The organism is Klebsiella sp. LTGPAF-6F, assembly GCF_001753185.1.
Taxonomy (GTDB): Bacteria; Pseudomonadota; Gammaproteobacteria; order Enterobacterales; family Enterobacteriaceae; genus Klebsiella; species Klebsiella michiganensis.
In genome coordinates, this window is record NZ_CP017450.1 from 1,838,983 (window position 1) to 1,861,593 (window position 22,611).

Below are 22,611 nucleotides of genomic sequence, written 5' to 3' on the forward strand. Positions count from 1 at the left end.
TGCAGCGATAGCGCTGCGGCCTCTTTTTGTTATTTGCACTGGGTTTTGACGAAAAAGATGCAACCAACTGTTACCGGGTTGGGATTTTGAGCGGGTAACGGAACGCATCGGCAGAACGGACCGCTGCGCTAAAAATATCACGCCGCGGTCGAGGCAGAGATTATTTCACTTCCATGCCTTTGGCCTGTAGATCGGCATGATAGGAGGAACGAACGAACGGCCCGCAGGCAGCATGGGTAAAGCCCATGGCCATCGCTTCGGCTTTCATCTCTTCGAACTCATCCGGGCTGACGTAGCGCTGTACCGGCAGGTGGTGGCGGCTCGGCTGTAAATACTGGCCTAACGTCAGCATGGTGACGCCGTGGCGGCGCAGATCGCGCATCACTTCTACGATTTCAGCATTGGTTTCGCCTAACCCCACCATCAGGCCCGATTTCGTCGGGATCTCCGGGTGGGCTTCTTTAAAGCGTTCCAGCAGCTTCAGGGACCAGTTGTAGTCGGCTCCCGGGCGGACCTGGCGATACAGGCGCGGCACGTTTTCCAGGTTATGGTTAAACACGTCCGGCGGCGTCGCCTGAAGGATTTCCAGCGCACGATCCATACGGCCGCGGAAGTCCGGCACCAGGGTTTCAATTTTAATCGTCGGGCTTTTTTCGCGAATCGCGCTGATGCAGTCGGCAAAGTGCTGAGCGCCGCCATCGCGCAGATCGTCGCGATCCACGGAAGTCACCACCACATAGCGCAGCGCCATATCGGCGATGGTTTGCGCCAGCTTTTGCGGTTCGTTGGCGTCCGGTGTCACCGGGCGACCGTGGGCAACATCGCAGAACGGGCAACGACGGGTACAGATGGCGCCCAGGATCATAAAGGTTGCCGTTCCGTGGTTAAAACATTCCGCGAGGTTAGGGCAAGAGGCTTCTTCGCACACGGAGTGCAGGCCGTTCTTACGCATCGCTGCCTTGATCCCCTGGATACGGGACGAGTCAGCCGGAAGTTTGATTTTCATCCATTCCGGTTTTCTGAGCAGAGCTTCACGCTCAGTTGCCACGTTTTTCACCGGGATAAGGGCCATTTTATCGGCATCGCGGTATTTTACACCGCGTTCCATCACAATGGGTTTACTCATAGCGTGCGTGTTCCAGTTGCGAGTGACGAAGGAAAGCGAATCAATTCAAGTAAATGTTGCATTTATCAACTATTTTTGAATTAAACGCAGGCAGTATATCATTGATACGGGGCATAAAGCAGCCTGCTGGCCGGGCAAATTGTAAAATAGTTGTTGTTTTATGCTTTTCCCTCTCGTGCCTTATCGGCTAAAAAGCCTGACGAATCGTCTCTACGATCTCTTTCAGCAAGGGCTCCTGCGCGCTGAGCTTGTTATAGTGCAGCGCAATATCAATTTTTTCTTCCCGCAGCGGCGGGAAATCGAGCATTTTTAAGGGCCAAATCTTCTCGACCAGGGAAAACATTCCGGAAGTGATTAGCCCCAGCATATCGCTGTCGTTGACCAGGGCTGCTTGAGTTAACAGATTATAGCTACTGAAACCATAGCGGCGTTCGCCGAGATGCTCCTGCAGGTGACGCAGGATGGTCGTATAGCGCTGTCCTTCGGGCTGCAGGAGAGCGAATTCATATTGGCCCAGGTTTGCTGAGTTTGCGGGGAGCGCGAGGGCCGGATGCCCTGCCCGGCAGAAGATATGTACGCTATCCTGAAATAGCACATGGTGCGTAATCGCCTGCCCGCTGTGGGGGAAGCTGTCGACCAGCAGGTCAACCTGACGCTGGTTTAACTGGCTGGCCGCGTCGGTAATGGCGACGTTGTGCAGCAAAATCTGGGGAAAGACGCTCCGCAGCTTTTTGGTGATAACCGGCATGATCAACGCGCCGATAGCCGGAGAGGTGGCCACGGTTATCACCCGTTCCCGCTGCGTATTGCCGGTTAAATCCAGGGCGTTGAGAAACGCCTCCATCCCCTCACTGATATGCTTATGCAGATGCGTGGCGTAGGCCGTTGGCGTCACGCCCTGGCCCTTGCGAATAAAGAGCGGGTCAGGGAAGAGGGCGCGCAGTTTGTTCAGGGACTGACTAATCGCCGACGGCGTGATATTCAGTATTTTTGCCGCGTTGACGATGCCTTTATGGACGTAAACCGCTTCAAAAATAGTGAGTAAATTGAGGTCTATGTTGCGCAAAATGCGAAACATCTGTCGATCGTAGCGATCGTCAACTCGTTCGGTTGGTACGCTCTGAGCGTTATTTTCTTCCACTCTGTATTTCCGCTAGTGATGATTAGCACCATTATAGCGGTCACAATTATTTTATTAGTGATAATTGATTGCAAAAATAAAGGCTTAATCGCGCCTGAGGGATAAATGTGACGTCCCGCGGTAGCGGGACGCGATGACTAGCGGCCTTGAAGATATTCCGCAGGTGGATCGTTGAGCAACGCCAGCAGATTGGCGGCCAGGCGTGGAGACACGGTCTCCGTACGGGCATCGGGCAGCCACTGGCGCATCTGGGTCATCTCCATTCCGGCATAACCGCAGGGGTTAATCCTCAGGAATGGTGACAGATCCATGTTGATATTCAGCGCCAGGCCGTGGAATGAGCAACCTTTGCGGATGCGCAAACCCAGGGAGCAGATTTTTCGATCGCCCACGTAGACGCCGGGGGCGTCTGCTCGCGGGTGCGATTCAATACCGTACTCCGCCAGGGTGTTCACGACGGTTTGCTCTAACAGCGTGACCAGCTCGCGTACGCCCAGCTTGCGCCGTTTCAGGTTCAGCAGAACGTACATCACCTGCTGTCCGGGACCATGATAGGTGACCTGTCCGCCGCGATCGCTCTGAATAACGGGGATCTCGCCGGGAACCAGAACATGTTCGGCCTTTCCGGCCTGACCCTGTGTGAACACCGGGTAATGCTCTACCAGCCAGATTTCATCCAGCGTGGCATCGTCGCGGGTGTCGGTAAATTCATGCATTGCCTGCGAGACAGGTTCGTAAGGTTGCAGGCCGAGCTGGCGGATGAGGATTTTATTGTGCTGCAAAACAACGTCTCCGCAGAGAGAGAATGATTTGAGTGGGGAAGTATATCACAGCGAGAAAGCGAGAATGACCCGGCGTGGAGGCCGGGTCAGGGGAAGAGATTTACAGCACCATTCGTACGATTTCAATATTGCCCAGCTCTTCGTAGAGGGTTTCTACCTGCTCAATATGGGTTGCATTGATGGTGATAGAGACAGAGTGGTAGTTGCCTTTGCTGCTGGGTTTTACCGTCGGAGAGTAATCACCTGGTGCATGGCGCTGTACCACTTCAACCACCTGGTCAACCAGCTCCGGCAACGCCTGTCCCATTACTTTGTAAGTAAATGGAGTAGGGAATTCAAGCAGTTCGTTAAGTTTGGTTTTCATGTCAGCTCCGGTGTTACAACAAAAAATAATAACTCCCACGACGTGTGGGAGTTATCAGGATAACTAGTATATGGGGATCTAAATCACACTTTCAAGTGGTCGATTTTTAACCAAACCAGTGATGGAACATTAATTTAATGTAATCAATGATTTTACCGAAGAAATTGCCTTCCGGGATTTCCTGCAGTACGACCAGCGGGCGCTGATCGATCGTTTTGCCATCCAGCTGGAAGTTAATGGTGCCTACCACCTGATTTTTCTGCAGCGGCGCGTGCAGCTCCGCGTTATTCAGCACGTAGCTGGCCTTCAGATCTTTCATGCGACCGCGCGGGATAGTCAGGTAAACGTCTTTATCCACGCCGAGCGAGGCGCGATCGGTATCGCCAAACCAGGCAGGCTCAGAAGCGAACTCTTTACCGGCTTTAATCGGATTAACGGTTTCAAAGAAGCGGAAGCCCCAGGTCAGCAGCTTTTTGCTTTCAGACTCGCGGCCTTTGTAGGTGCGGCCGCCCATCACGGCGGAGATCAGGCGCATCTGGCCTTCGGTTGCCGAGGCCACGAGGTTATAGCCCGCTTTGTCAGTATGGCCGGTTTTAATCCCGTCGACGTTCAGGCTGTTATCCCACAGCAGCCCGTTGCGGTTGAGCTGACGAATACCGTTGAAGGTAAACTCTTTTTCTTTATAGATGGTGTATTCATTCGGGACATCGCGGATCAGCGCCTGGCCGATAAGCGCCATGTCGCGCGCGGAGCTGAACTGACCATCGGCATCCAGGCCGTGTACGGTCTGGAAGTGGGTGTTTTTCAGGCCGAGGGCGTTAACGTAGTTGTTCATCAGGCTGACGAAGGCATCCTGGCTGCCGGCGACGTAGTCGGCCATCGCCACGCAGGCGTCGTTGCCGGACTGCAGGTTGATGCCGCGGATCAGCTGCGAAACCGGCACTTGCATACCCGGTTTAAGGAACATCAGCGAGGAGCCTTTAAAGACCGGGTTGCCGGTCGCCCACGCGTCGTTACCCACGGTGACCAGATCGGACTCTTTAAACTTGCCCGCTTTCATGGCCTGACCAATCACGTAGCTGGTCATCATTTTGGTCAGGCTCGCCGGATCGCGGCGGGAGTCGGCGTTGTTTTCTGCCAGGACTTTGCCTGAGTTGTAATCGATAAGAATCCAGGATTCGGCGTCAATCTGCGGGGCGCCTGGGATCATCGTTTTGATATTCAGGTCATCGGCGCGGGCAGCGGAGGACAGCGCTGCCACGGAGAGCGCCGTAACGAGTAAGCGAGTGGTAAAAGAGGTCTTCATGGTCTGAACAACGGCATCCGTGATGGAGTTAAAAAAAGTGCCTTACTATAACAAACGCACTACGAACCAGCATCCGACATTGCGCACGACTTTGTTAATGACTTTGTCATGCGCAACAAGCAGGGGAGGCGGGTGCGATGCCTTTAGTTGGCGCGAGTAATAAATGACTGCAGCTGAGCTTCGCTTTGCAGACGCTGTTGAATCGTGCTGGCCTGCGCTTTGCTGCTGAATGGGCCGAGCTGAATACGCCATACCGCGCCGTTTTGCGTGACGCGGCCCGGGACGGAAAATTGCTTACTCAGACGCTGCTGGTACTGCTGCGCGCGGGCCTGGTCGCTGACGGCGCCGACCTGTACGACGAAATCGCCGCTGGCGCTAGCCGCTGCGGCAGGCGCTACGGCAGCGGTGGCGGCCACGGCGGGCGCAACGCTGCCTTGTACTGAACCCGGAGCGGTAACCGGCGCGCTTTGAACGACAGGCTCGCTGCCTTCCAGCACGCCGTTATTCAGCGGCGTCGGGGCGCCGAGGAAACCGCCGCTGTTGACCGGCGCGCCGGTGGTGTCTTCCGGCTTCAGCGTTGAATTACTGATGGCGTGCACGTCAGTTTGCGCGGGTTGACTCATTGCCGCGCCGCTGTCGCCGTCAAGATTCGGGCGGGCGGGCAGCGCGTAGGTCTGTTTGGCCACGGTGGTACAGGCCATACCCGGACCGGAAAGCGAGCCGTCCGGTGCGACGACGATCGGGTCGATGCGCACTTTGGTATTGTTCGAGGTATTCAGACGATCGGCTGAGGCGCGGGACAGTGAAATCACGCGATCGTTACCGTAAGGCCCGCGATCGTTAATGCGCACGACGATCATGCGGCCGTTCGCCAGGTTGGTGATCCGCGCGTAGCTTGGGATCGGCAGCGTAGGATGGGCCGCGGTAAGCTGCGTGGGATCGAACGCTTCTCCCGATGCGGTCAGATTGCTGTTAGGCTCGGCATCGTAGATGGCTGCGAAGCCTGCCTGGGTAAAGTTAGACGGATCCTGGACGATTTTGTAGCTTTTGCCGTCGCGTTCATAATCCTGATTCGCCGTGGCATTAGGCGTTTCGTACTGCGGATCGGCGCCGCTAATCTCCACCGTTGGGCCATTGCAAACGGCCGGCTGTGGAGTGCTGACCGTTTTCTTTTGAACGTCTTCACTCGAACATGCCGCCAGCAGCCCTGCTGCTATGCAGATCCCCAGCCATTGCTTACGCATCGCGAACCCCTTACACGCTTTTCGACAACATTTTTCTGTGAGTATGGATCGACATGACGATACCAAACCCGGCCATCAATACGATTAGGGCAGAGCCCCCGTAGCTGACCAGCGGCAAAGGTACCCCCACCACCGGTAAAATACCACTTACCATACCAATATTTACGAAGACATAAACGAATAAAATCAACATTAAACCACCGGCCATCACCCGGCCAAAGGTGGTTTGCGCCTGGGCGGCAATCCACAACCCGCGCATAATCAGCAGAATATAGAGCGCCAGCAGAATCAGTACGCCGATCAGCCCCAGCTCTTCCGCCAGGACGGCAAAGATAAAGTCGGTATGGCGCTCAGGCAGAAACTCCAGCTGCGACTGGGTTCCGTGTAGCCAGCCTTTTCCGCGCAGTCCGCCGGAGCCGATGGCGATTTTTGACTGAATAATGTGGTAACCCGCGCCGAGCGGATCGGTTTCCGGGTCGAGCAGCATCATTACGCGCTGGCGCTGATAATCATGCATCAGGAAGAACCAGAGGATGGGAATAAAGGCGGCGACCAGCACCACGGCAATACCAATCAGACGCCAGCTCAGGCCAGACAGAAAGAGGACAAACAGACCGGACAGGGCGACCAGAATCGAGGTCCCGAGGTCAGGCTGCGCGGCGACCAGCAGCGTAGGCAGGAAAATCAGCACCAGCGCGATAGCGGTATTTTTCAGCGATGGCGGGCAAACGTCGCGGTTGATAAAGCGCGCCACCATCAGCGGTACGGCTATTTTGGCGATTTCCGACGGCTGGAAACGGACGATGCCGAGATCCAGCCAGCGCTGCGCCCCTTTGGAGATGGCGCCGAAGGCGTCAACCGCCACCAGCAGGATAATACAGAAGATATAGAGATAGGGCGCCCAGCCTTCATAGACCCGCGGCGGGATTTGCGCCATGACGATCATGATAACAATCCCCATGGCGATCTGGCCGATTTTGCGCTCCATCATGCCCATGTCCTGACCGCTGGCGCTCCAGATCACCAGCGCGCTGTAGGTCAGCAGCGCCAGCAGGATAAGCAGCATGGTGGGGTCGAGGTGGATTTTATCCCATAGCGATTTTTTATTTGGATTATCAGTCATTATTGATCCTCCCCAGCCGTTACCGCCGGGTTTTCACTCGGCAGATTGGTGTTGTTATCACCCAGCATTATATGATCGAGAATCTGACGCATAATGGTACCGACTGCCGGACCTGCGCCGCCGTTCTCAAGAATAATCGCCACGGCAACCTGGGGGTTGTTGTAAGGGGCAAACGCCGTCATCAGTTTATGGTCACGCAGGCGTTCAGCGATTCTGTGCGCGTTATAGGTTTCATTGGCTTTCAGGCCGAAGACCTGTGCGGTACCCGACTTGGCCGCAATTTTATACGGCGCGCTGGCGAAGTATTTATGCGCGGTACCGTTGCCGCGGTTGGCTACGCCAAACATCCCGTCTTTGGCGATTTCCCAAAAACCGGAGTGAATATCGCCGACCGGCGGTTCATGCGGCTGAACCCACGGCACCGGTTTGCCGTCCTCCACCGTGCTCTGCAGCAGGTGCGGTACTTTAACCACGCCGTCGTTAATCAGGATCATCAGCGCCTTGTTCATCTGGATAGGCGTCGCCGTCCAGTAGCCCTGTCCGATGCCGACCGGGATAGTATCGCCCTGGTACCACGGTTTCTTGAAGCGCTTGAGCTTCCATTCGCGGGTCGGCATATTGCCGGAGCGCTCTTCCGCCAGGTCAACGCCGGTATAGTGGCCATAGCCAAATTTGCCCATCCACTCCGACAGGCGATCGATGCCCATGTCGTAGGCGACCTGGTAGAAGTAGGTGTCGGCCGACTCCTCCAGCGCTTTGGTGACGTTCAGATGGCCGTGGCCCCACTTTTTCCAGTCGCGGTAGCGTTTATCCGAGCCGGGAAGCTGCCACCAGCCGGGGTCAAACAGGCTGGTGTTGCGGGTAATAACCCCGGCGCTGAGCGCCGAGACGGCCACGTATGGCTTAACCGTCGACGCCGGTGGGTAAACGCCCTGAGTCGCGCGGTTAACCAGCGGCGTATTGGGATCGTTGAGGAGTCCGGAGTAGTCTTTGCTGGAAATACCGTCAACGAACAGGTTGGGATCGTAGCTTGGCGTCGAGACCAGCGCGAGGATTGCGCCGGTGCGCGGGTCGGTGACCACGACCGCCGCACGGCTGCCGGCCAGCAGCGTTTCAATGTACTGCTGTAGCTTCAGGTCGAGCGTTAAATAGATATCGCGCCCGGCCTGCGGCGGGACCTCTTTCAGCTGGCGAATCACGCGGCCGCGGTTGTTCACTTCAACCTCTTCATAGCCGGTTTGCCCGTGCAGGACATCTTCGTAATAGCGCTCGATGCCCAGCTTGCCGATATCGTGCGTGGAGGCGTAGTTAGCCAGCTTCCCCTCTTTATCCAGGCGATCGACGTCTTTATCGTTAATTTTAGAGACGTAGCCGATAACGTGGGTCAGGGCGGAGTTATAGGGATAGTAGCGGCGCTTATAGCCTTTGACTTCCACGCCGGGAAAACGGTACTGGTTCACCGCGAAACGGGCGACCTGCACTTCGCTGAGGTTAACTTTCACCGGAATAGAGGTAAAGCGGTGCGAGCGGGCGCGCTCTTTTTTAAAGTTCGCCACATCGTCATCGGTGAGGTCGATAACATCGCGCAGCGCATCCAGCGTTTGCTGAACGTTGTCGACCTTCTCCGGCATCATCTCCAGCTGGTAAATCGTACGGTTGAGCGCCAGCGGCGTGCCGTTGCGATCGTAGATAATGCCGCGGCTCGGCGGAATCGGGACCAGCTTGATGCGGTTTTCGTTTGAACGCGTTTGATAGTCGGTGTAACGCACAATTTGCACGTTATAAAGGTTGGCGATCAGTACGCCGGTAAGCAGCAAAATCCCCAAAAAAGCGACCAGCGCCCGGCGCACGAACAGCGAGGATTCAGCCGTATAGTCGCGGAAAGAATTCTGTAATTTCATTCGCTGCTTAGTCTACCCTGGTCATCATTACTCACGGTGGTAAGGGTGGTTGGTGGTAATGCTCCACGCCCGATACAGACTCTCGGCCACCAGTACGCGAACCAGCGGGTGAGGTAGGGTGAGCGTTGAGAGCGACCAACTTTGTTCCGCCGCCGCTTTGCAGGCGGGTGAAAGGCCTTCCGGGCCGCCGATAAGCAGGCTAACGTCGCGGCCATCCTGTTTCCAGCGTTCCAGTTCGCGCGCCAGCTGCGGCGTATCCCAAGGTTTCCCCGGAATATCCAGGGTGACGATGCGGTTTTTGCCTGCAGCCGCCAGCATCATTTCACCTTCTTTTTCGAGAATGCGCTTGATGTCGGCGTTTTTACCGCGTTTACCGGCGGGAATTTCCACCAGTTCGAACGGCATATCCTTTGGAAAACGGCGCAGATATTCGCTAAAGCCGGTCTGAACCCAGTCCGGCATTTTGGTGCCAACGGCTACCAGGTGCAGCTTCACGCGCTAACTCCAGAGTTTTTCCAGCTCGTACAGACGACGGCTCTCTTCCTGCATAACGTGAACCATAACGTCGCCGAGATCGACCACGATCCAGTCCGCGGCGGCTTCGCCTTCAACGCCCAGCGGCAGCATCCCGGCGGCGCGAGACTCCTGCACAACGTGGTCGGCAATGGACATAACATGGCGCGTGGAAGTGCCTGTGCAGATAACCATGCAATCTGTAATGCTGGATTTGCCATGAACGTCAATGGCTACGATGTCCTGACCTTTCAGGTCATCAATTTTGTCGATAACAAAATCCTGGAGTGCTTTACCCTGCAAGAGTTCCCCCTGGGTGTGTGAAGAGTGATAACAATAAACAGCCTGACAGTATACCCGAACTGTTGGCAAAGTCGGGATAAATGTCGATAAACGGGCGGTGAAGGCGGCTATCATCCCATCCATCGCCGATGATTGCATCGCCATTTTTGTAAAACAATTTCTGCAAAGTTCAAATGGCGGATGCAGCCTGGCTGCGGAGAATAACAGCCTGCTTTGCACTGTCAATGGTCTGCGCGCAATTCTTCTTCCGCCAGCCAAACGGCCCGGCTATTTAGTACGCGCAGCGTGGTGAAATCAGGCTGGAGATCGACAAGGCTCCACGCGCCATGCTCGATGGGGAAGTGCCACATCGCCGAATCCGGCATGTTCAGAAGTTGCGCGACTAAGAGACTAAGCACGCCCTGATGGCCGACGATAAGCAGATGGTCAAGTTCCCGAAACTGAGAGAGGGTGACGGTAAAGCCGCGGACGCGTTCGGCAAACGCCTGGAAGCCCTCCCCGTTGGTGGGTGCCGCGTGCTGCCAGTCGGCGCACCATGCGGCGTAGTTTTCGGCATCTTCCTGCTGTAAATCGCGGTGGTGGCGCATTTCCCAGTCGCCGAAGAACATTTCATTGAGCGCGGCGAAGGACTGGCGGGGGACGTTACGGTCGCCCAGCAGGAGGCTGGCCGTGCTCTGGGTGCGCTCAAGCTCACTGCAAAACGCGCGCTGAAACGGGACGGCCCGCAGCCGCTTTCCCAGCGTTTGCGCTTGTTTGATTCCGCGCTCGGTTAACGCAGTGGGCGCGTGCCCGCTATAGAGGCCCGCGACGTTGGCCTCGGTTTCGCCATGACGAACTAACCATAACTTCATGATGACCCTCTCGAAAGGAGTCTATGAGACTCTCCTTGTGGCAAGGCTAGCAGTAGAGCTTCTGCTCATGGATATAGTCGAGTACGCTTTCCGGCAGCATGTCCGCGCAGGATTCGCCGGATTCAAGACGCTGGCGAATCAGGGTGGCTGAGATATCAAACCACGGCGTTTCGGCCAGGTAGATAACCCCCGCCGGGCTGCTATGCATCCGCTCGACGTCATGAGTGAGATGTTTGTCCAGCCACTGCTGATCCTGCTCGCACGCCATGGTCAGCGGATAGCCCGGGCGTCGGCAAACGATCAGATGCACGTTATCAAGAATGCTTTCATAGTCGTGCCAGGTGGTAAAGGTGAGCAGCGAATCCTGGCCAATAATAAACGCCAGCGAACGTTTTGGCCCTTGCTCCTGGCGCCACTCGCGCAGGGTTTGCGCGGAGTATGACGGCGTGTCGCGCTTGAGTTCGCGATCGTCGAGAATAAACAGCGGCTTATCCGCGATGGCCAGCTCCAGCATATGCCTGCGTTGGTCGCTGGTGGCTTCGGGCTGCGGGCGGTGCGGCGGCACGTTGTTGGGCACGATGGTGACTTGATTAAGGCCAATCTGGTTGGCCAGAATTTCCACCGGTTTAAGGTGACCATAATGCACCGGATCGAAGGTGCCGCCGTACATTGCCAGTAACTGAGTCATATCAACCATCAATAAAAACGTCTGCCAGCGCTTTATGGCAGAGCAATAAAGAGAGACTTTCCAGCTCGGGCCATACGGAGTGCCCGTAATCCTGCTTGAAGGTGAGTTCGGCACGGGTCAGCAACGTGACGGCCTGGCGCAGCTGGTCGGCGCTGAGGCGGGCCAGCGCATCGCTCACCAGCTGGCGGCGGTTCTGCCACACGCGATGTCTGTCAAACAGCGAACGCAGCGGCGTATGGGCCGACTGCCGCTTCAGGTTGACCAGCAGCAGCAGCTCGCGCTGTAGGGTGCGCAGCAGGATAGCGGGCTCGCTGCCTTCCAGACGCAGCTGTTGCAGAACGTGGAGTACGCGCTTACTTTTCCCGGCCAGCAGCGCATCAACCCAGTGATAGGGGGTGAAATGCGCGGCATCATTCACCGCCTGCTCAACCCGCGGCAGCGTCAGTTTACCGTCCGGCCACAGCAGCGACAGACGCTCCAGAGCCTGCGCCAGCGCCAGCAGATTACCTTCATAGCAGTAGCACAGCAGCTGACTGGCCGCGTCATCAAGCTGCAGATTATTCTGCTTCGCGCGCGCGGCGAGCCAGCGCGGCAGCTGGGCATATTCCGGCGTCTGGCAGCTTACCTGCACCGCCCGGCTGGTCAGCGCCGTCATCCACGCGGCGTTCTCCTGCGCTTTCGTCAGCTTATTACCGCGAACGATGAGCAATAAATCGTCATGCAGCATGCCGACAAGCGTCGCGAGCTGTTCGTTAATTGCCGCATTAGGGCCATTATCGGGCAGGATGAGCAGCAGCGTCTGGCGGCTGGAAAACAGGCTCATGGCCTGACTTAACGAGAACAGGGCAGGCCAGTCGGTACTGGCATCAACGGTGGCGGTGTGATGTTCGATAAAGCCCTGGGCGGCCGCGGCTTCGCGGATGGCGTCCTGGCTTTCCTGCAACAGCAGCGGATCGTTGCCAAGCAGCAGATAGGCCGCGCGCAGCCCTTCAGTGAGCTGCGCGCGGAGCTGTTCCGGGTACAACCGAATCATCAGTTACCCAGCGTGGTGGAGACGCGATTGCCGGAGGTTGAAGCGGCTGGGGTCGTCGTGACCGGCTTCTCATCCTCTTTGGTGGCTTCGACATCCGCAACGTGTACGCTCGGCAGCTTACGGATCAGCTGCTCCGCGGCTTTGTCGTACATTTCCTGAACGATCATGTCCTGCTCGGCATCTTTCGCTAACGCCGCCTGCGGGTTATCGAAGAACGAGCGGTAGACTTTGGTCGTGATGGGATAGATATCATGGCCTGGGATCAGGACGCTGGCATTTACCGTCATCACCATCTGATATTCCGCAGTACGGCCGTCCTGGAAAATAGATGCTGTATCTTTCTGAATGGACGATGTCTCCAGACGCAGGGAAGGAATATCCTTGCGCAGGGTACTGCTATCGACCAGTTCAACGCCGTTCAGACGCAGCTGATTACGGACAGCACGACTTAATGGTCCATTGGGATCGCCCGACTGGAAGATCATGGTTTTCATTGCGGTCGGAACCTGCGTAGTGCTACGCAGGTGCCAGCCGCAACCGGCGGTGATTAACACCGCCAAAGATAACAACAATGTTGCCAGATATCGCACGCTTCCTCCTGCGCTTAGCCAACGACCAGATTGAGCAGTTTACCCGGAACGTAGATCACTTTACGTACGGTCACACCGTCGAGATATTTCGCGACCAGATGCTCCTGACCCGCGCGCTCACGAACCTGCTCTTCAGTTGCATCCACCGCAACGGTAATTTTACCACGAACTTTACCATTTACCTGGACCACGACCAGAGTCGTGTCTTCAACCATTGCGCTTTCATCAGCGACCGGCCACGGCGTGTTGTCAATATCGCCTTCGCCGCCCAGCTCCTGCCACAGGGTAAAGCTGGCGTGCGGGGTGAACGGGTTGAGCATGCGAACCACGGCCAGCAGGGCCTCACGCATCAGCGCGCGATCCTGATCGTTTTCCTGCGGCGCTTTCGCCAGCTTGTTCATCAGCTCCATAATCGCCGCAATCGCGGTGTTGAAGGTCTGACGACGGCCGATGTCATCGGTCACTTTCGCGATGGTTTTGTGCACGTCGCGACGCAGCGCTTTTTGATCTTCGCTGAGGCTGGCAACGTCCAGCGCAGGGGCTTCACCCAGGGTAGTGTGTTCGTAAACCAGTTTCCAGACGCGTTTCAGGAAGCGGTTCGCACCTTCCACGCCGGATTCCTGCCACTCCAGCGTCATGTCGGCCGGAGAAGCGAACATCATAAACAGGCGCACGGTGTCCGCGCCGTAGCGTTCCACCATCTCCTGCGGGTCGATGCCGTTGTTTTTCGACTTGGACATCTTGCTCATGCCGGTATAGACCAGCTCGCGACCCTGCGGATCGAAGGCTTTAACGATACGCCCTTTCTCGTCGCGCTCGGTGGTCGCCTCTTTCGGAGAGACCCAGTTACGCTCGCCGTTTTCGCCAACATAGTAGAAGGCATCTGCCAGCACCATGCCCTGGCAAAGCAGCTGTTTAGCCGGTTCGTCAGAGTTCACCATGCCCGCGTCGCGCATCAGCTTGTGGAAGAAGCGGAAATAGAGCAGGTGCATAATGGCGTGTTCGATACCGCCGATATAGATATCGACCGGCAGCCAGTAGTTGGCCGCTTCCGGGTCGAGCATACCCTGGTCGTACTGCGGGCAGGTGTAGCGCGCGTAGTACCAGGAGGACTCCATAAAGGTGTCAAACGTATCGGTTTCGCGCAGCGCCGGCTGGCCGTTAACGGTGGTTTTCGCCCACTCAGGATCGGCTTTGATTGGGCTGGTGATGCCGTCCATCACGACGTCTTCCGGCAGAATAACCGGCAGCTGATCTTCTGGCGTCGGCATCACGGTACCGTCTTCAAGGGTCACCATTGGGATCGGCGCACCCCAGTAGCGCTGACGGGAAACGCCCCAGTCGCGCAGACGGTAGTTCACTTTACGTTCGCCGACGCCAAGAGACGCGAGCTTATCCGCGATGGCATTAAAGCCAGCTTCGTGATCCAGACCGTCGAATTCGCCGGAGTTGAACAGCACGCCTTTTTCGGTCAGCGCCTGTTCGGAGAGATCGGGTTCGGAGCCATCAGCGGCCAGGATGACCGGCTTGATGTTGAGACCGTACTTGCTGGCAAACTCGTAGTCGCGCTGATCGTGACCCGGAACGGCCATCACCGCGCCGGTGCCGTACTCCATCAGCACAAAGTTTGCCGCCCATACCGGGATCGCTTCGCCGGTCAGCGGGTGAATCGCTTTATAGCCGGTATCGACGCCTTTTTTCTCCATGGTTGCCATTTCGGCTTCGGCAACTTTGGTGTTACGGCATTCGTCGATAAACGTCGCCAGCGCGGGGTTATTGGCTGCTGCCTGCTGCGCCAGCGGGTGACCCGCAGCGACGGCCAGGTAGGTACAGCCCATAAAGGTGTCCGGGCGGGTAGTATAAACGGTCAGCTTGTCGGCGTAGTCGTTAACGTCGAAGGAGATTTCGACGCCTTCGGAGCGGCCAATCCAGTTGCGCTGCATGGTTTTAACGGTATCTGGCCAGTGATCCAGGTTATCCAGATCGTTCAGCAGCTCGTCAGCGTAGGCGGTGATTTTGATAAACCACTGCGGGATCTCTTTACGCTCAACTTTCGTGTCGCAGCGCCAGCAGCAGCCGTCGATAACCTGTTCATTCGCCAGAACGGTCTGATCGTTCGGGCACCAGTTTACCGCGGAGGTTTTTTTATAGACCAGCCCCTTTTTATACAGCTCGGTGAAGAACTTCTGCTCCCAGCGGTAGTATTCCGGGGTGCAGGTTGCCACTTCACGGCTCCAGTCATAGCCGAAGCCCAGCTTTTTCAGCTGGTTTTTCATGTAGGCGATATTGTCGTAGGTCCACGGGGCCGGAGCGGTGTTGTTTTTCACCGCGGCGCCTTCCGCAGGCAGACCAAACGCATCCCAGCCGATAGGCTGCAGGACATTTTTGCCCAACATACGCTGGTAACGGGAAATCACGTCGCCGATGGTATAGTTGCGCACGTGGCCCATGTGTAGTCGACCAGAAGGATAGGGAAGCATCGACAGGCAGTAATACTTCTCTTTGCTCTCGTCTTCGGTAACTTCAAAGGTACGCTTCTCGTCCCAGTGTTGCTGGACTTTTGATTCTATCTCTTCCGGGCGGTATTGCTCTTGCATGGCAGCCAGTGGTCCTGTTTTCAATACAGCTACAAAATGTAGCCAATGGATGTGTTATTTCAGATCGGCATAGCATAGCCCAAACGCCAACGTCAAAACAGCCTTTCACACACTTACAGAGATGAAAGCGGTGGAGAATATTTCGTGACTCTGTGGGTTGGCTGGCAGAGCAATCCGCAGATAACGTCTATCATAAGAAGAAGTTAACCACACCGGAGGCGAAAAGATGAACAAGGTTGCTCAATTCTACCGAGAGCTGGTGTCGACGCTCAGCGAGCGGTTACGCAATGGAGAACGCGATATTGATGCGCTGGTGGAGCAGGCCAGGGTCAAGATTAGCCAGTCCGGCGAGTTAACGCAGAGCGAAATCGAGAATGTGATCCGCGCAGTCAGACGCGACCTGGAAGAGTTCGCGCTCAGTTATGAAGAGAGTCAGGATGAGCTGACTGATAGCGTCTTTATGCGGGTGATCAAAGAGAGCCTGTGGCAGGAGCTGGCGGATATCACCGATAAAACTCAGCTTGAGTGGCGCGAGGTGTTCCAGGATCTCAGCCACCACGGCGTCTATCACAGCGGCGAAGTCGTGGGGCTCGGCAATCTGGTGTGTGAGAAGTGCCATTACCATCTGCCGGTTTATACGCCGGATGTGCTACCGCGTTGTCCAAAATGCGGGCACGATCAGTTCCAGCGCCGGCCATTCGAGCCGTAAATACGCGGTAGATATCTGCGGAGCCTTTTACACAGGCGTTAAGCCAGCCCGAGAGCCAATATAAAGCGCGTTGATATATTGGCCTTCCTTTTAAAGGGCAGGCTAACCCTTCATCAGTATGCATAAAAATGCTGGTGCCGAAGCACCAGCATAAGATCTTTATTAAAAAGAGAAGCGCATCTTCGATGATAACGTCATGTTAATTGATAGTGTTAATGGTCGCGCTCTTAAACTGCTGAGTGCCCCCCATTTCACTGGCGTATTTATGTGATGAATTTAAAACCAGATTATTAGTGGAAATCGTGCCTTTGCCACAGGTTGCCAGATTAAGGAAACCGCAGCGATACCCTCCGTTAACCACTTTTTTAGCCGTCATGGTTAAAGTGCCGTCAGCCCTGATAAGAGAACGGTTTGTGATATCACCGTAATTTTGGGTATCCAGCGTCATATTTGATGAGCTTGAAATTTCACCTTCATTATAAAGCTCGTGATAGGTTTTAACGCCAACATTATACTGACCAACAATAGCCCCATAGTTGTGGGTGACATAGTTATCAATAGCTATTGTATTCGCCCCGATGTAGCCTTCATTATTAAGCAGGTAGCTTTTTGTTGTCAGCGTATCAGCAGCTTCCATAAAACTCCCTTTTTTTAATGCCAGAGTACCATTGGTTTTTATGGTCACGTTGCCGCCGGAGGTAGTACCAAAGTTGCTAATCTCCCCGGACGTCATCTGTTCATTTTTTTGCGCCTGAACCAGCAGAGTATCGTAGCCAAAAATATTGCCAGTGACTTTAAGCGAATCCCCCCCAAAGGTCACCGTTGTGTTTTTACTTCTGGTTGAACCTCCGTTGTCAATATTACCGGCAGCGGTGACTATCAGCTGATTATCTGAAAGTAAACTGGAACCATACGTTGTTTTCAGGTTACTGTTAGTCATTACGTTTAATGTGGTGGACGCTTTGAATTTACCCGTATTTTCGATATTTCCGGATGCGTTGACTAATAAATTTCCTGTGCTGGAAATGGTTCCACTATTGCTTATCGAACTGAGGCTGTTCAGTAGGGTGATATTATTCGAGGATATATTTCCCGTATTTTTAAAATTGCCTGCAGAGACTACCTGAGTCATCATACCATTGCTGGCGATAGAGCCTTCGTTGGTGAGTGAGCCAAAGCTGGTCAAAGAGAGGCTGGTGTTAGCAACAATAGCGCCTTTATTTCGAACGCCAAAACCTAAATTATTGCCAACCATAGTAATACTATTGGCTTTGATGCCACCAAGATTACTAATGTCGATACTATATTCAGGGTAAAGATACTGCAGCGCCGTTGCTGATTTACCCGCTGAGGTTATCGCGCCTGAGCCGTTATCAAACGTGAAGTTTCCTGCACCCACTATTGCGTTCTTTGCATTAACCGCACCGTTAATGGCTATCGCATCGGCGAGCAGTACAGCATAGCTATTGCTCGCATCCATTCCTTTTTTGTCGATGGACAACTTGCCACCGGTTACGTCATAGCTGGCGATCGCGCCAGTATCAGAAAAAGTCACCTTTCCGGTCGTTAAAATCGCCTTATTGGTGTTAATGAAACTACATCCTGAGCAGGAAATGCCATTGGGGTTAGCAATAACAACATCAGCGCGTTGACCCGCGACTTCAATAAATCCATTCAGTGAGCTGGCACGATTTGAGGTGACTTCGTTAAGAATAACAGAAGCACTACCATTGGTCAGATTGTTATTTTTAGCAATATTTCCTAAGGTCCCGTGTGTGAGATCGCTGGTGCTATTGTTAAGAACGACACCTTTACTATCAACGTTAAACTCACGATACATATTATGTGAGACGCCGGCGGCATTGGGTTTTTCAATATCGATGACCTTGACGCCTGATAAATGAGTATAGGTTGTCGGGTCGGCATAAACGAAGGTTGAGCTCAAGGCTGCTGCTAGCACAACATAGGATAATTTGAATTTAAACATTTAATATAGTCCTTTAAAAATAAATGAAGTTAACCGATACGTTGAAAAACTGACTTTAATACCTCCATTGTAATGAAAACCCCAGGTTCACAGGGTCTGTATGAAAACCGTTTGGCTTTACCAGCGGTGTTCCCAGGAAAAAATCATATTGAGTAGCAATAACGCTCCCGCGCACTCCCATACTGGCGCCAGATATGACTTTGCCATTTCCGTACTGTTCTGTTCCTGTAATGCGCCCAACATCTATGCCTAAGTACAGCTGTTGTTCCGGGGCGGGCATATCCCAGATGAAATCATTGCGCCAGTACCAGCCTTGATTTCCTGAAAGGGTTCTTTCACCGTCAAAGCCTCGTACCGTCCAGCGATTACCTATATTAAATTGATTATCTACGGATAAGATGTCGGGACTGATTTGTATATTGACATGTGGGGCATAGCTGAATTTATCTCCCGTCAATTCAAACTTCATTAGGGCTTGAAGGTCGGCATGAATAATGCGCGAAAGCTTACTGTACAGACCGGCTTTTTCCTCAGGGGTTGGTACTGAACTGAGCCACGGAAGGCTACGCTGTACGCCCAGGCTGGCATCTATGATTGTATGAGTAAAATATCGTTGTTGATGTACAGTAATATCCCAGGCAGGATTCTGTTTGCGCATAACGCTCAATTCACTACCGCCAAAATAGTAATGTGAGGTGCTTTTAGATATTCGCGCATCAACAGTCGTTTTTTGCTGACGGGTATGCGAAAGTAAACGCGTTAAGGTTGCGCTGGCATAATCATTTTTGCTTTTATATTCAATGGTAGAGTATCTACCATTGAACTGCTGACGATATTCACTTTGTGAACCGTAAAGATTGAGCGACCAAAATCCAAAGGGAATAGAATAATAGAGGCTTTTATTCTGATTACCATCGTTATGTTGATTAAACTCGACATCGCCCCCCATGGATAAATAGAGTATGTCATTTAGCGTCGTCAGGTCGTAAAGATAAAGCGCGCCACCGGCCTGGTAACGCCCGCTGCTACGGCTTCCGGCATCATCCAGCCATGCGCCTACTTGCCAGTTTCGTGCCAGATACCGGGATATTTGGATGTCGCTTTCCGCATTGTTCTTACCCGGCATGATTTTCATCTGCGCCGATGAGCCGGGTAAACGCTGTAAGTTAGCCATTCCCTGTTCCAGTTCGGTTAGCTTCAGGATATCTCCTGTTTTAGCCGGTATGGCATTCCACAGGCTGGTTGTCGCGCTATTGTCGGAAGCCCAGCTAATATTACCGATATAGCCATAGCTCAACGTGATGCTCAGAATGCCATCATTCAGGGACTGTGAAGGTACATCAATAAGCGACGTGATATATCCCCGGGCAATAAGTTCATTTTGCAAGGTTGTGGTGAGTAGACGTATGCCTTCAATACCCAGACACTTTTTTTCAGCCTGGCGAGCGATATTACCTAACAGACCGAGGGTCAGCTTGTGGTCAGCGGAAATAATTTCAACATGGTTGATATATCGACAGGTTGCTTCCAGTGGAAAGGCAAGTTTATATTTTTGCGATCCTCTACCTGATGTCGAATATTCCTGCTGTGCTGGTGCCAATGCGCTTTGACGTGCCTTATCCTGTTCCACCTGATTGGTATTACTAATCGATACATTCGCCAATGTCGACGCGGTTAGCAGAATATAAAGAGAAAGGGCGGTTATGAGACTTTTATTATTCACGAAGCAATATCCATTTGTTTCATTCGTCCGTTATAGCCTTGTCAAGAATGTTTAGCGTTCACTGAGTATGGTTAACGAAGCCGGGTACTCAATCTTAAGAATCTTACTTTTCTAAAATCAAAAAAAAACGCTGCCGGTGCTCAGCGTTGTTGTCAAATCTGCGCCATGTTATCTACGGCAGATTAGGTAATCCACGATGTAAAGCGTGAATTTTTGTTGAATTGAGCGTTTCAGGTCGTGAATTATTTGGCGTGAGGCTGGATATATTTATGACGCGTATTTGAGAGCAACGAAACTATTGCCATAACTATGGAGAGAGACAGGAGCGGGAAGAGATAAAAGGCGTGTACGGTACCGTACACGCCGGAAGGTTAGTGCAGAATTTTGGCGAGGAAGTCTTTGGCGCGTTCAGATTGCGGGTTAGCAAAAAACGCTTCTTTATCGGCGTCTTCGACAATTTTTCCTTCATCCATAAAGATAACCCGGTTGGCTACCTTACGCGCAAAGCCCATTTCATGGGTGACCACCATCATAGTCATCCCTTCGTTCGCCAGTTCAACCATGACGTCCAGCACTTCGTTAATCATCTCCGGATCCAGCGCGGAGGTGGGTTCATCAAACAGCATGGCGATAGGATCCATACACAGCGCGCGGGCGATGGCCACGCGCTGCTGTTGGCCACCCGAGAGCTGGGCGGGGAATTTTTCGGCATGAGCGGAAAGCCCCACGCGTTCCAGCAGCTTAAGCCCTTTTGCCCGGGAGGCGGCTTTATCGCGATTGAGTACCTTGACCTGCGCCAGGGTGAGGTTATCGATAATCGATAAGTGAGGGAACAGCTCAAAGTGCTGGAATACCATCCCGACGCGCGAGCGCAGTTTGGCCAGGTTGGTCTTTTTATCGTTGACGGTGGTGCCGTCGACGATGATTTGACCTTGCTGAATGGGCTCAAGGCCGTTTACGGTTTTAATCAGCGTTGATTTACCCGAGCCCGAAGGCCCGCAGACCACCACCACTTCGCCTTTTTTCACTTCCGTGGAGCAATCGGTCAGCACCTGAAAGTGACCATACCATTTTGAAACATTTTTCAGGGTAATCATTACACAGTCCTTTTCTTCAACCAGCTGACCAACAGCGATGCGCTGAGACTAAACACAAAATATACGGCGCCTGCGAACAGGATCATCTCTACCTGGGTTCCATCACGCTCGCCGATAGTCGAGGCGGTGCGGAAAAAGTCGGCCAGGCTCAGGACATAGACCAGCGAGGTATCCTGAAATAGTACGATGCCCTGAGTCAGCAGCAGCGGTACCATGGCGCGGAAGGCCTGCGGCAGAATCACCAGCTTCATGGATTGCCAGTGGGTCATGCCCAGCGCCAGCGCGGCGCTGGACTGGCCGCGCGAGATGCTCTGAATGCCGGCACGGATAATTTCCGAGTAATAGGCCGCTTCAAACATGGAGAAGGCGATCATCGCTGAAATCAGGCGGATATCGGTTTTCGGCGACAGGCCAAGCACGTTCTGCAGGAACCCGGGAACAATCAGATAAAACCACAGCAGTACCATCACCAGCGGAATGGAGCGGAAAACGTTAACGTAGGTTTTGGCGAACCACGCCAGCGGCAGGAAGCTCGACAGGCGCATAACGGCCAGGATCGTCCCCCACACAATCCCGACAACAATCGCGGTCACGGTAATTTTTAAGGTAATCACCAGCCCTGCCAGCAGGTATGGCATGGAAGGAATAATGGAGCTCCAGTCAAAATCGTACATTATTTACCCCCCATATTGCCCGGCAGGCGGACTTTACGTTCGACCACGTACATGATCAGCATAATAACGGCGTTGATAAACACGTAGGCGAGGGTGATAGCGGTAAACGATTCCCAGGCATGGGCCGAGTAGTCCAGCAGCTTACCCGCCTGCGCGGCCATATCGGCAAGACCAATGGTGGAGGCGATGGCCGAGTTTTTCACCAGGTTCATCATTTCAGAGGTCATTGGCGGCACGATAACGCGATAGGCGTTGGGCAGCAGAACGTAACGGTAGGTTTGCGGGAGCGTTAGCCCCATCGCCAGCCCGGCGTTTTTCTGGCCGCGCGGCAGGGATTGAATACCGGAACGAACCTGCTCGCAGACGCGCGCGGCGGTAAACAATCCCAGACACAGCATCGAAGAAACGAAAAACTGAATATTCGGATCCAGCTCGGACTTAAACCACATGCCGATGTTTTCCGGCAGCAGTTCAGGCACCACCAGATACCAGGTGAAAAATTGAACGATAAGCGGAACGTTACGAAAAAGTTCAACGTAGCAGGTGCCGATAGTCGACAGCAGACGGTTCGGGACCGTACGGAGAATACCGAAGAGCGAACCTACAAAGAACGCGATAATCCAGGCCGTTACCGACAGGGTGACGGTGATCTGAAAACCACTCCACAGCCAGCCTAAATAGGTGGTGTTGCCGAACGGGGCCTGTTGCAGGAATATCCCCCAGTTCCAGTCTATTGACATAAATGACTCCTGGAAAAAAAAGGGTAGCAGCGCTACCCTCGAAGATTGTTGCTCAGCCTGTTTCGGTATTCGCGGCCGCTGGGGAACGACCAGCCGCCGTATAGTCTGTCCGCGCCGTA

General features: G+C 53.9%; 21 protein-coding genes. 1 reads left to right on the top strand and 20 read right to left on the bottom strand.

All coding sequences use genetic code 11. The features are described from left to right. Positions 1–160: 160 nt before the first annotated feature. The 15 genes from lipA to leuS form a co-directional block, all read right to left on the bottom strand. Positions 161–1,126: a lipoyl synthase gene (gene lipA / locus BJF97_RS08515; protein ID WP_004848774.1), complete on the bottom strand. Its 966-nt coding sequence runs from the start codon at positions 1,124–1,126 to the stop codon at positions 161–163. A gap of 187 nt (positions 1,127–1,313) precedes the next feature. After that, positions 1,314–2,267 (bottom strand): YbeF family transcriptional regulator, encoded by a 954-nt coding sequence (locus tag BJF97_RS08520; protein ID WP_014837806.1) that lies wholly within the window; start codon positions 2,265–2,267, stop codon positions 1,314–1,316. A gap of 137 nt (positions 2,268–2,404) precedes the next feature. Beyond that, positions 2,405–3,049 carry a lipoyl(octanoyl) transferase LipB gene (gene lipB / locus BJF97_RS08525; RefSeq protein WP_014228397.1) on the bottom strand — a complete coding sequence of 215 codons (645 nt, stop codon included), beginning with the start codon at positions 3,047–3,049 and terminating at the stop codon, positions 2,405–2,407. Positions 3,050–3,149: 100 nt separating this feature from the next. Continuing rightward, on the bottom strand, positions 3,150–3,413 hold the full coding sequence (gene ybeD, locus BJF97_RS08530) for a DUF493 family protein YbeD (protein ID WP_004100153.1): 264 nt from the start codon (positions 3,411–3,413) through the stop codon (positions 3,150–3,152). Positions 3,414–3,519: 106 nt separating this feature from the next. Then, a complete protein-coding gene (dacA, locus tag BJF97_RS08535) occupies positions 3,520–4,719 on the bottom strand; it encodes a D-alanyl-D-alanine carboxypeptidase DacA (RefSeq protein WP_004848782.1) in 1,200 nt (399 codons plus the stop codon). Between the two features lie 143 nt (positions 4,720–4,862). Then, positions 4,863–5,963, bottom strand: a complete 1,101-nt coding sequence (rlpA, locus tag BJF97_RS08540; protein ID WP_032694331.1) for an endolytic peptidoglycan transglycosylase RlpA — start codon at positions 5,961–5,963, stop codon at positions 4,863–4,865. Positions 5,964–5,973: 10 nt separating this feature from the next. Next, complete coding sequence (gene mrdB, locus BJF97_RS08545) at positions 5,974–7,086, bottom strand: peptidoglycan glycosyltransferase MrdB (RefSeq protein WP_004100156.1); 1,113 nt, start codon at positions 7,084–7,086, stop codon at positions 5,974–5,976. Further along, on the bottom strand, positions 7,086–8,987 hold the full coding sequence (gene mrdA / locus BJF97_RS08550; RefSeq protein WP_004130417.1) for a peptidoglycan DD-transpeptidase MrdA: 1,902 nt from the start codon (positions 8,985–8,987) through the stop codon (positions 7,086–7,088). The genes mrdB and mrdA overlap by 1 nt, the downstream gene beginning before the upstream one ends. A gap of 27 nt (positions 8,988–9,014) precedes the next feature. Then, a complete protein-coding gene (gene rlmH, locus BJF97_RS08555; protein ID WP_004100160.1) occupies positions 9,015–9,482 on the bottom strand; it encodes a 23S rRNA (pseudouridine(1915)-N(3))-methyltransferase RlmH in 468 nt (155 codons plus the stop codon). Between the two features lie 3 nt (positions 9,483–9,485). Next, a complete protein-coding gene (rsfS, locus tag BJF97_RS08560; RefSeq protein ID WP_004100162.1) occupies positions 9,486–9,803 on the bottom strand; it encodes a ribosome silencing factor in 318 nt (105 codons plus the stop codon). A 221-nt stretch (positions 9,804–10,024) separates the two neighbouring features. Continuing rightward, the gene (locus tag BJF97_RS08565) at positions 10,025–10,654 is read right to left on the bottom strand and encodes an adenosylcobalamin/alpha-ribazole phosphatase (RefSeq protein ID WP_032694330.1); all 630 of its coding nucleotides are present in this window, start codon (positions 10,652–10,654) and stop codon (positions 10,025–10,027) included. Positions 10,655–10,700: 46 nt separating this feature from the next. Beyond that, positions 10,701–11,351, bottom strand: coding sequence for a nicotinate-nucleotide adenylyltransferase (gene nadD / locus BJF97_RS08570; RefSeq protein ID WP_032694329.1), 651 nt, complete (start codon positions 11,349–11,351; stop codon positions 10,701–10,703). Then, positions 11,344–12,375: a DNA polymerase III subunit delta gene (gene holA / locus BJF97_RS08575; protein ID WP_032694328.1), complete on the bottom strand. Its 1,032-nt coding sequence runs from the start codon at positions 12,373–12,375 to the stop codon at positions 11,344–11,346. The genes nadD and holA overlap by 8 nt, the downstream gene beginning before the upstream one ends. Next, the gene (gene lptE, locus BJF97_RS08580; protein WP_004130425.1) at positions 12,375–12,965 is read right to left on the bottom strand and encodes an LPS assembly lipoprotein LptE; all 591 of its coding nucleotides are present in this window, start codon (positions 12,963–12,965) and stop codon (positions 12,375–12,377) included. The genes holA and lptE overlap by 1 nt, the downstream gene beginning before the upstream one ends. Before the next feature lie 14 nt (positions 12,966–12,979). After that, positions 12,980–15,562, bottom strand: coding sequence for a leucine--tRNA ligase (gene leuS, locus BJF97_RS08585; protein WP_014228403.1), 2,583 nt, complete (start codon positions 15,560–15,562; stop codon positions 12,980–12,982). 226 nt (positions 15,563–15,788) lie between these two features. On the opposite strand from leuS, the gene BJF97_RS08590 reads away from it, so the two are divergent. Continuing rightward, positions 15,789–16,271 (top strand): zinc ribbon-containing protein, encoded by a 483-nt coding sequence (locus BJF97_RS08590; protein WP_014228404.1) that lies wholly within the window; start codon positions 15,789–15,791, stop codon positions 16,269–16,271. A gap of 199 nt (positions 16,272–16,470) precedes the next feature. On the opposite strand, the gene BJF97_RS08595 is transcribed toward BJF97_RS08590, so the two are convergent. The 5 genes from BJF97_RS08595 to BJF97_RS08615 all read right to left on the bottom strand — a co-directional run bounded on the left by BJF97_RS08595 (position 16,471) and on the right by BJF97_RS08615 (position 22,492). Then, on the bottom strand, positions 16,471–18,258 hold the full coding sequence (locus BJF97_RS08595) for a filamentous hemagglutinin N-terminal domain-containing protein (RefSeq protein WP_032694326.1): 1,788 nt from the start codon (positions 18,256–18,258) through the stop codon (positions 16,471–16,473). Positions 18,259–18,313: 55 nt separating this feature from the next. After that, the gene (locus tag BJF97_RS08600) at positions 18,314–19,981 is read right to left on the bottom strand and encodes a ShlB/FhaC/HecB family hemolysin secretion/activation protein (RefSeq protein WP_032694324.1); all 1,668 of its coding nucleotides are present in this window, start codon (positions 19,979–19,981) and stop codon (positions 18,314–18,316) included. 371 nt (positions 19,982–20,352) lie between these two features. Next, on the bottom strand, positions 20,353–21,078 hold the full coding sequence (locus tag BJF97_RS08605; protein WP_004100186.1) for an amino acid ABC transporter ATP-binding protein: 726 nt from the start codon (positions 21,076–21,078) through the stop codon (positions 20,353–20,355). Then, positions 21,078–21,752, bottom strand: coding sequence for a glutamate/aspartate ABC transporter permease GltK (gene gltK, locus BJF97_RS08610; protein WP_004848815.1), 675 nt, complete (start codon positions 21,750–21,752; stop codon positions 21,078–21,080). The genes BJF97_RS08605 and gltK overlap by 1 nt, the downstream gene beginning before the upstream one ends. Continuing rightward, on the bottom strand, positions 21,752–22,492 hold the full coding sequence (locus BJF97_RS08615; RefSeq protein WP_014837812.1) for an amino acid ABC transporter permease: 741 nt from the start codon (positions 22,490–22,492) through the stop codon (positions 21,752–21,754). The genes gltK and BJF97_RS08615 overlap by 1 nt, the downstream gene beginning before the upstream one ends. Positions 22,493–22,611 lie beyond the last annotated feature (119 nt).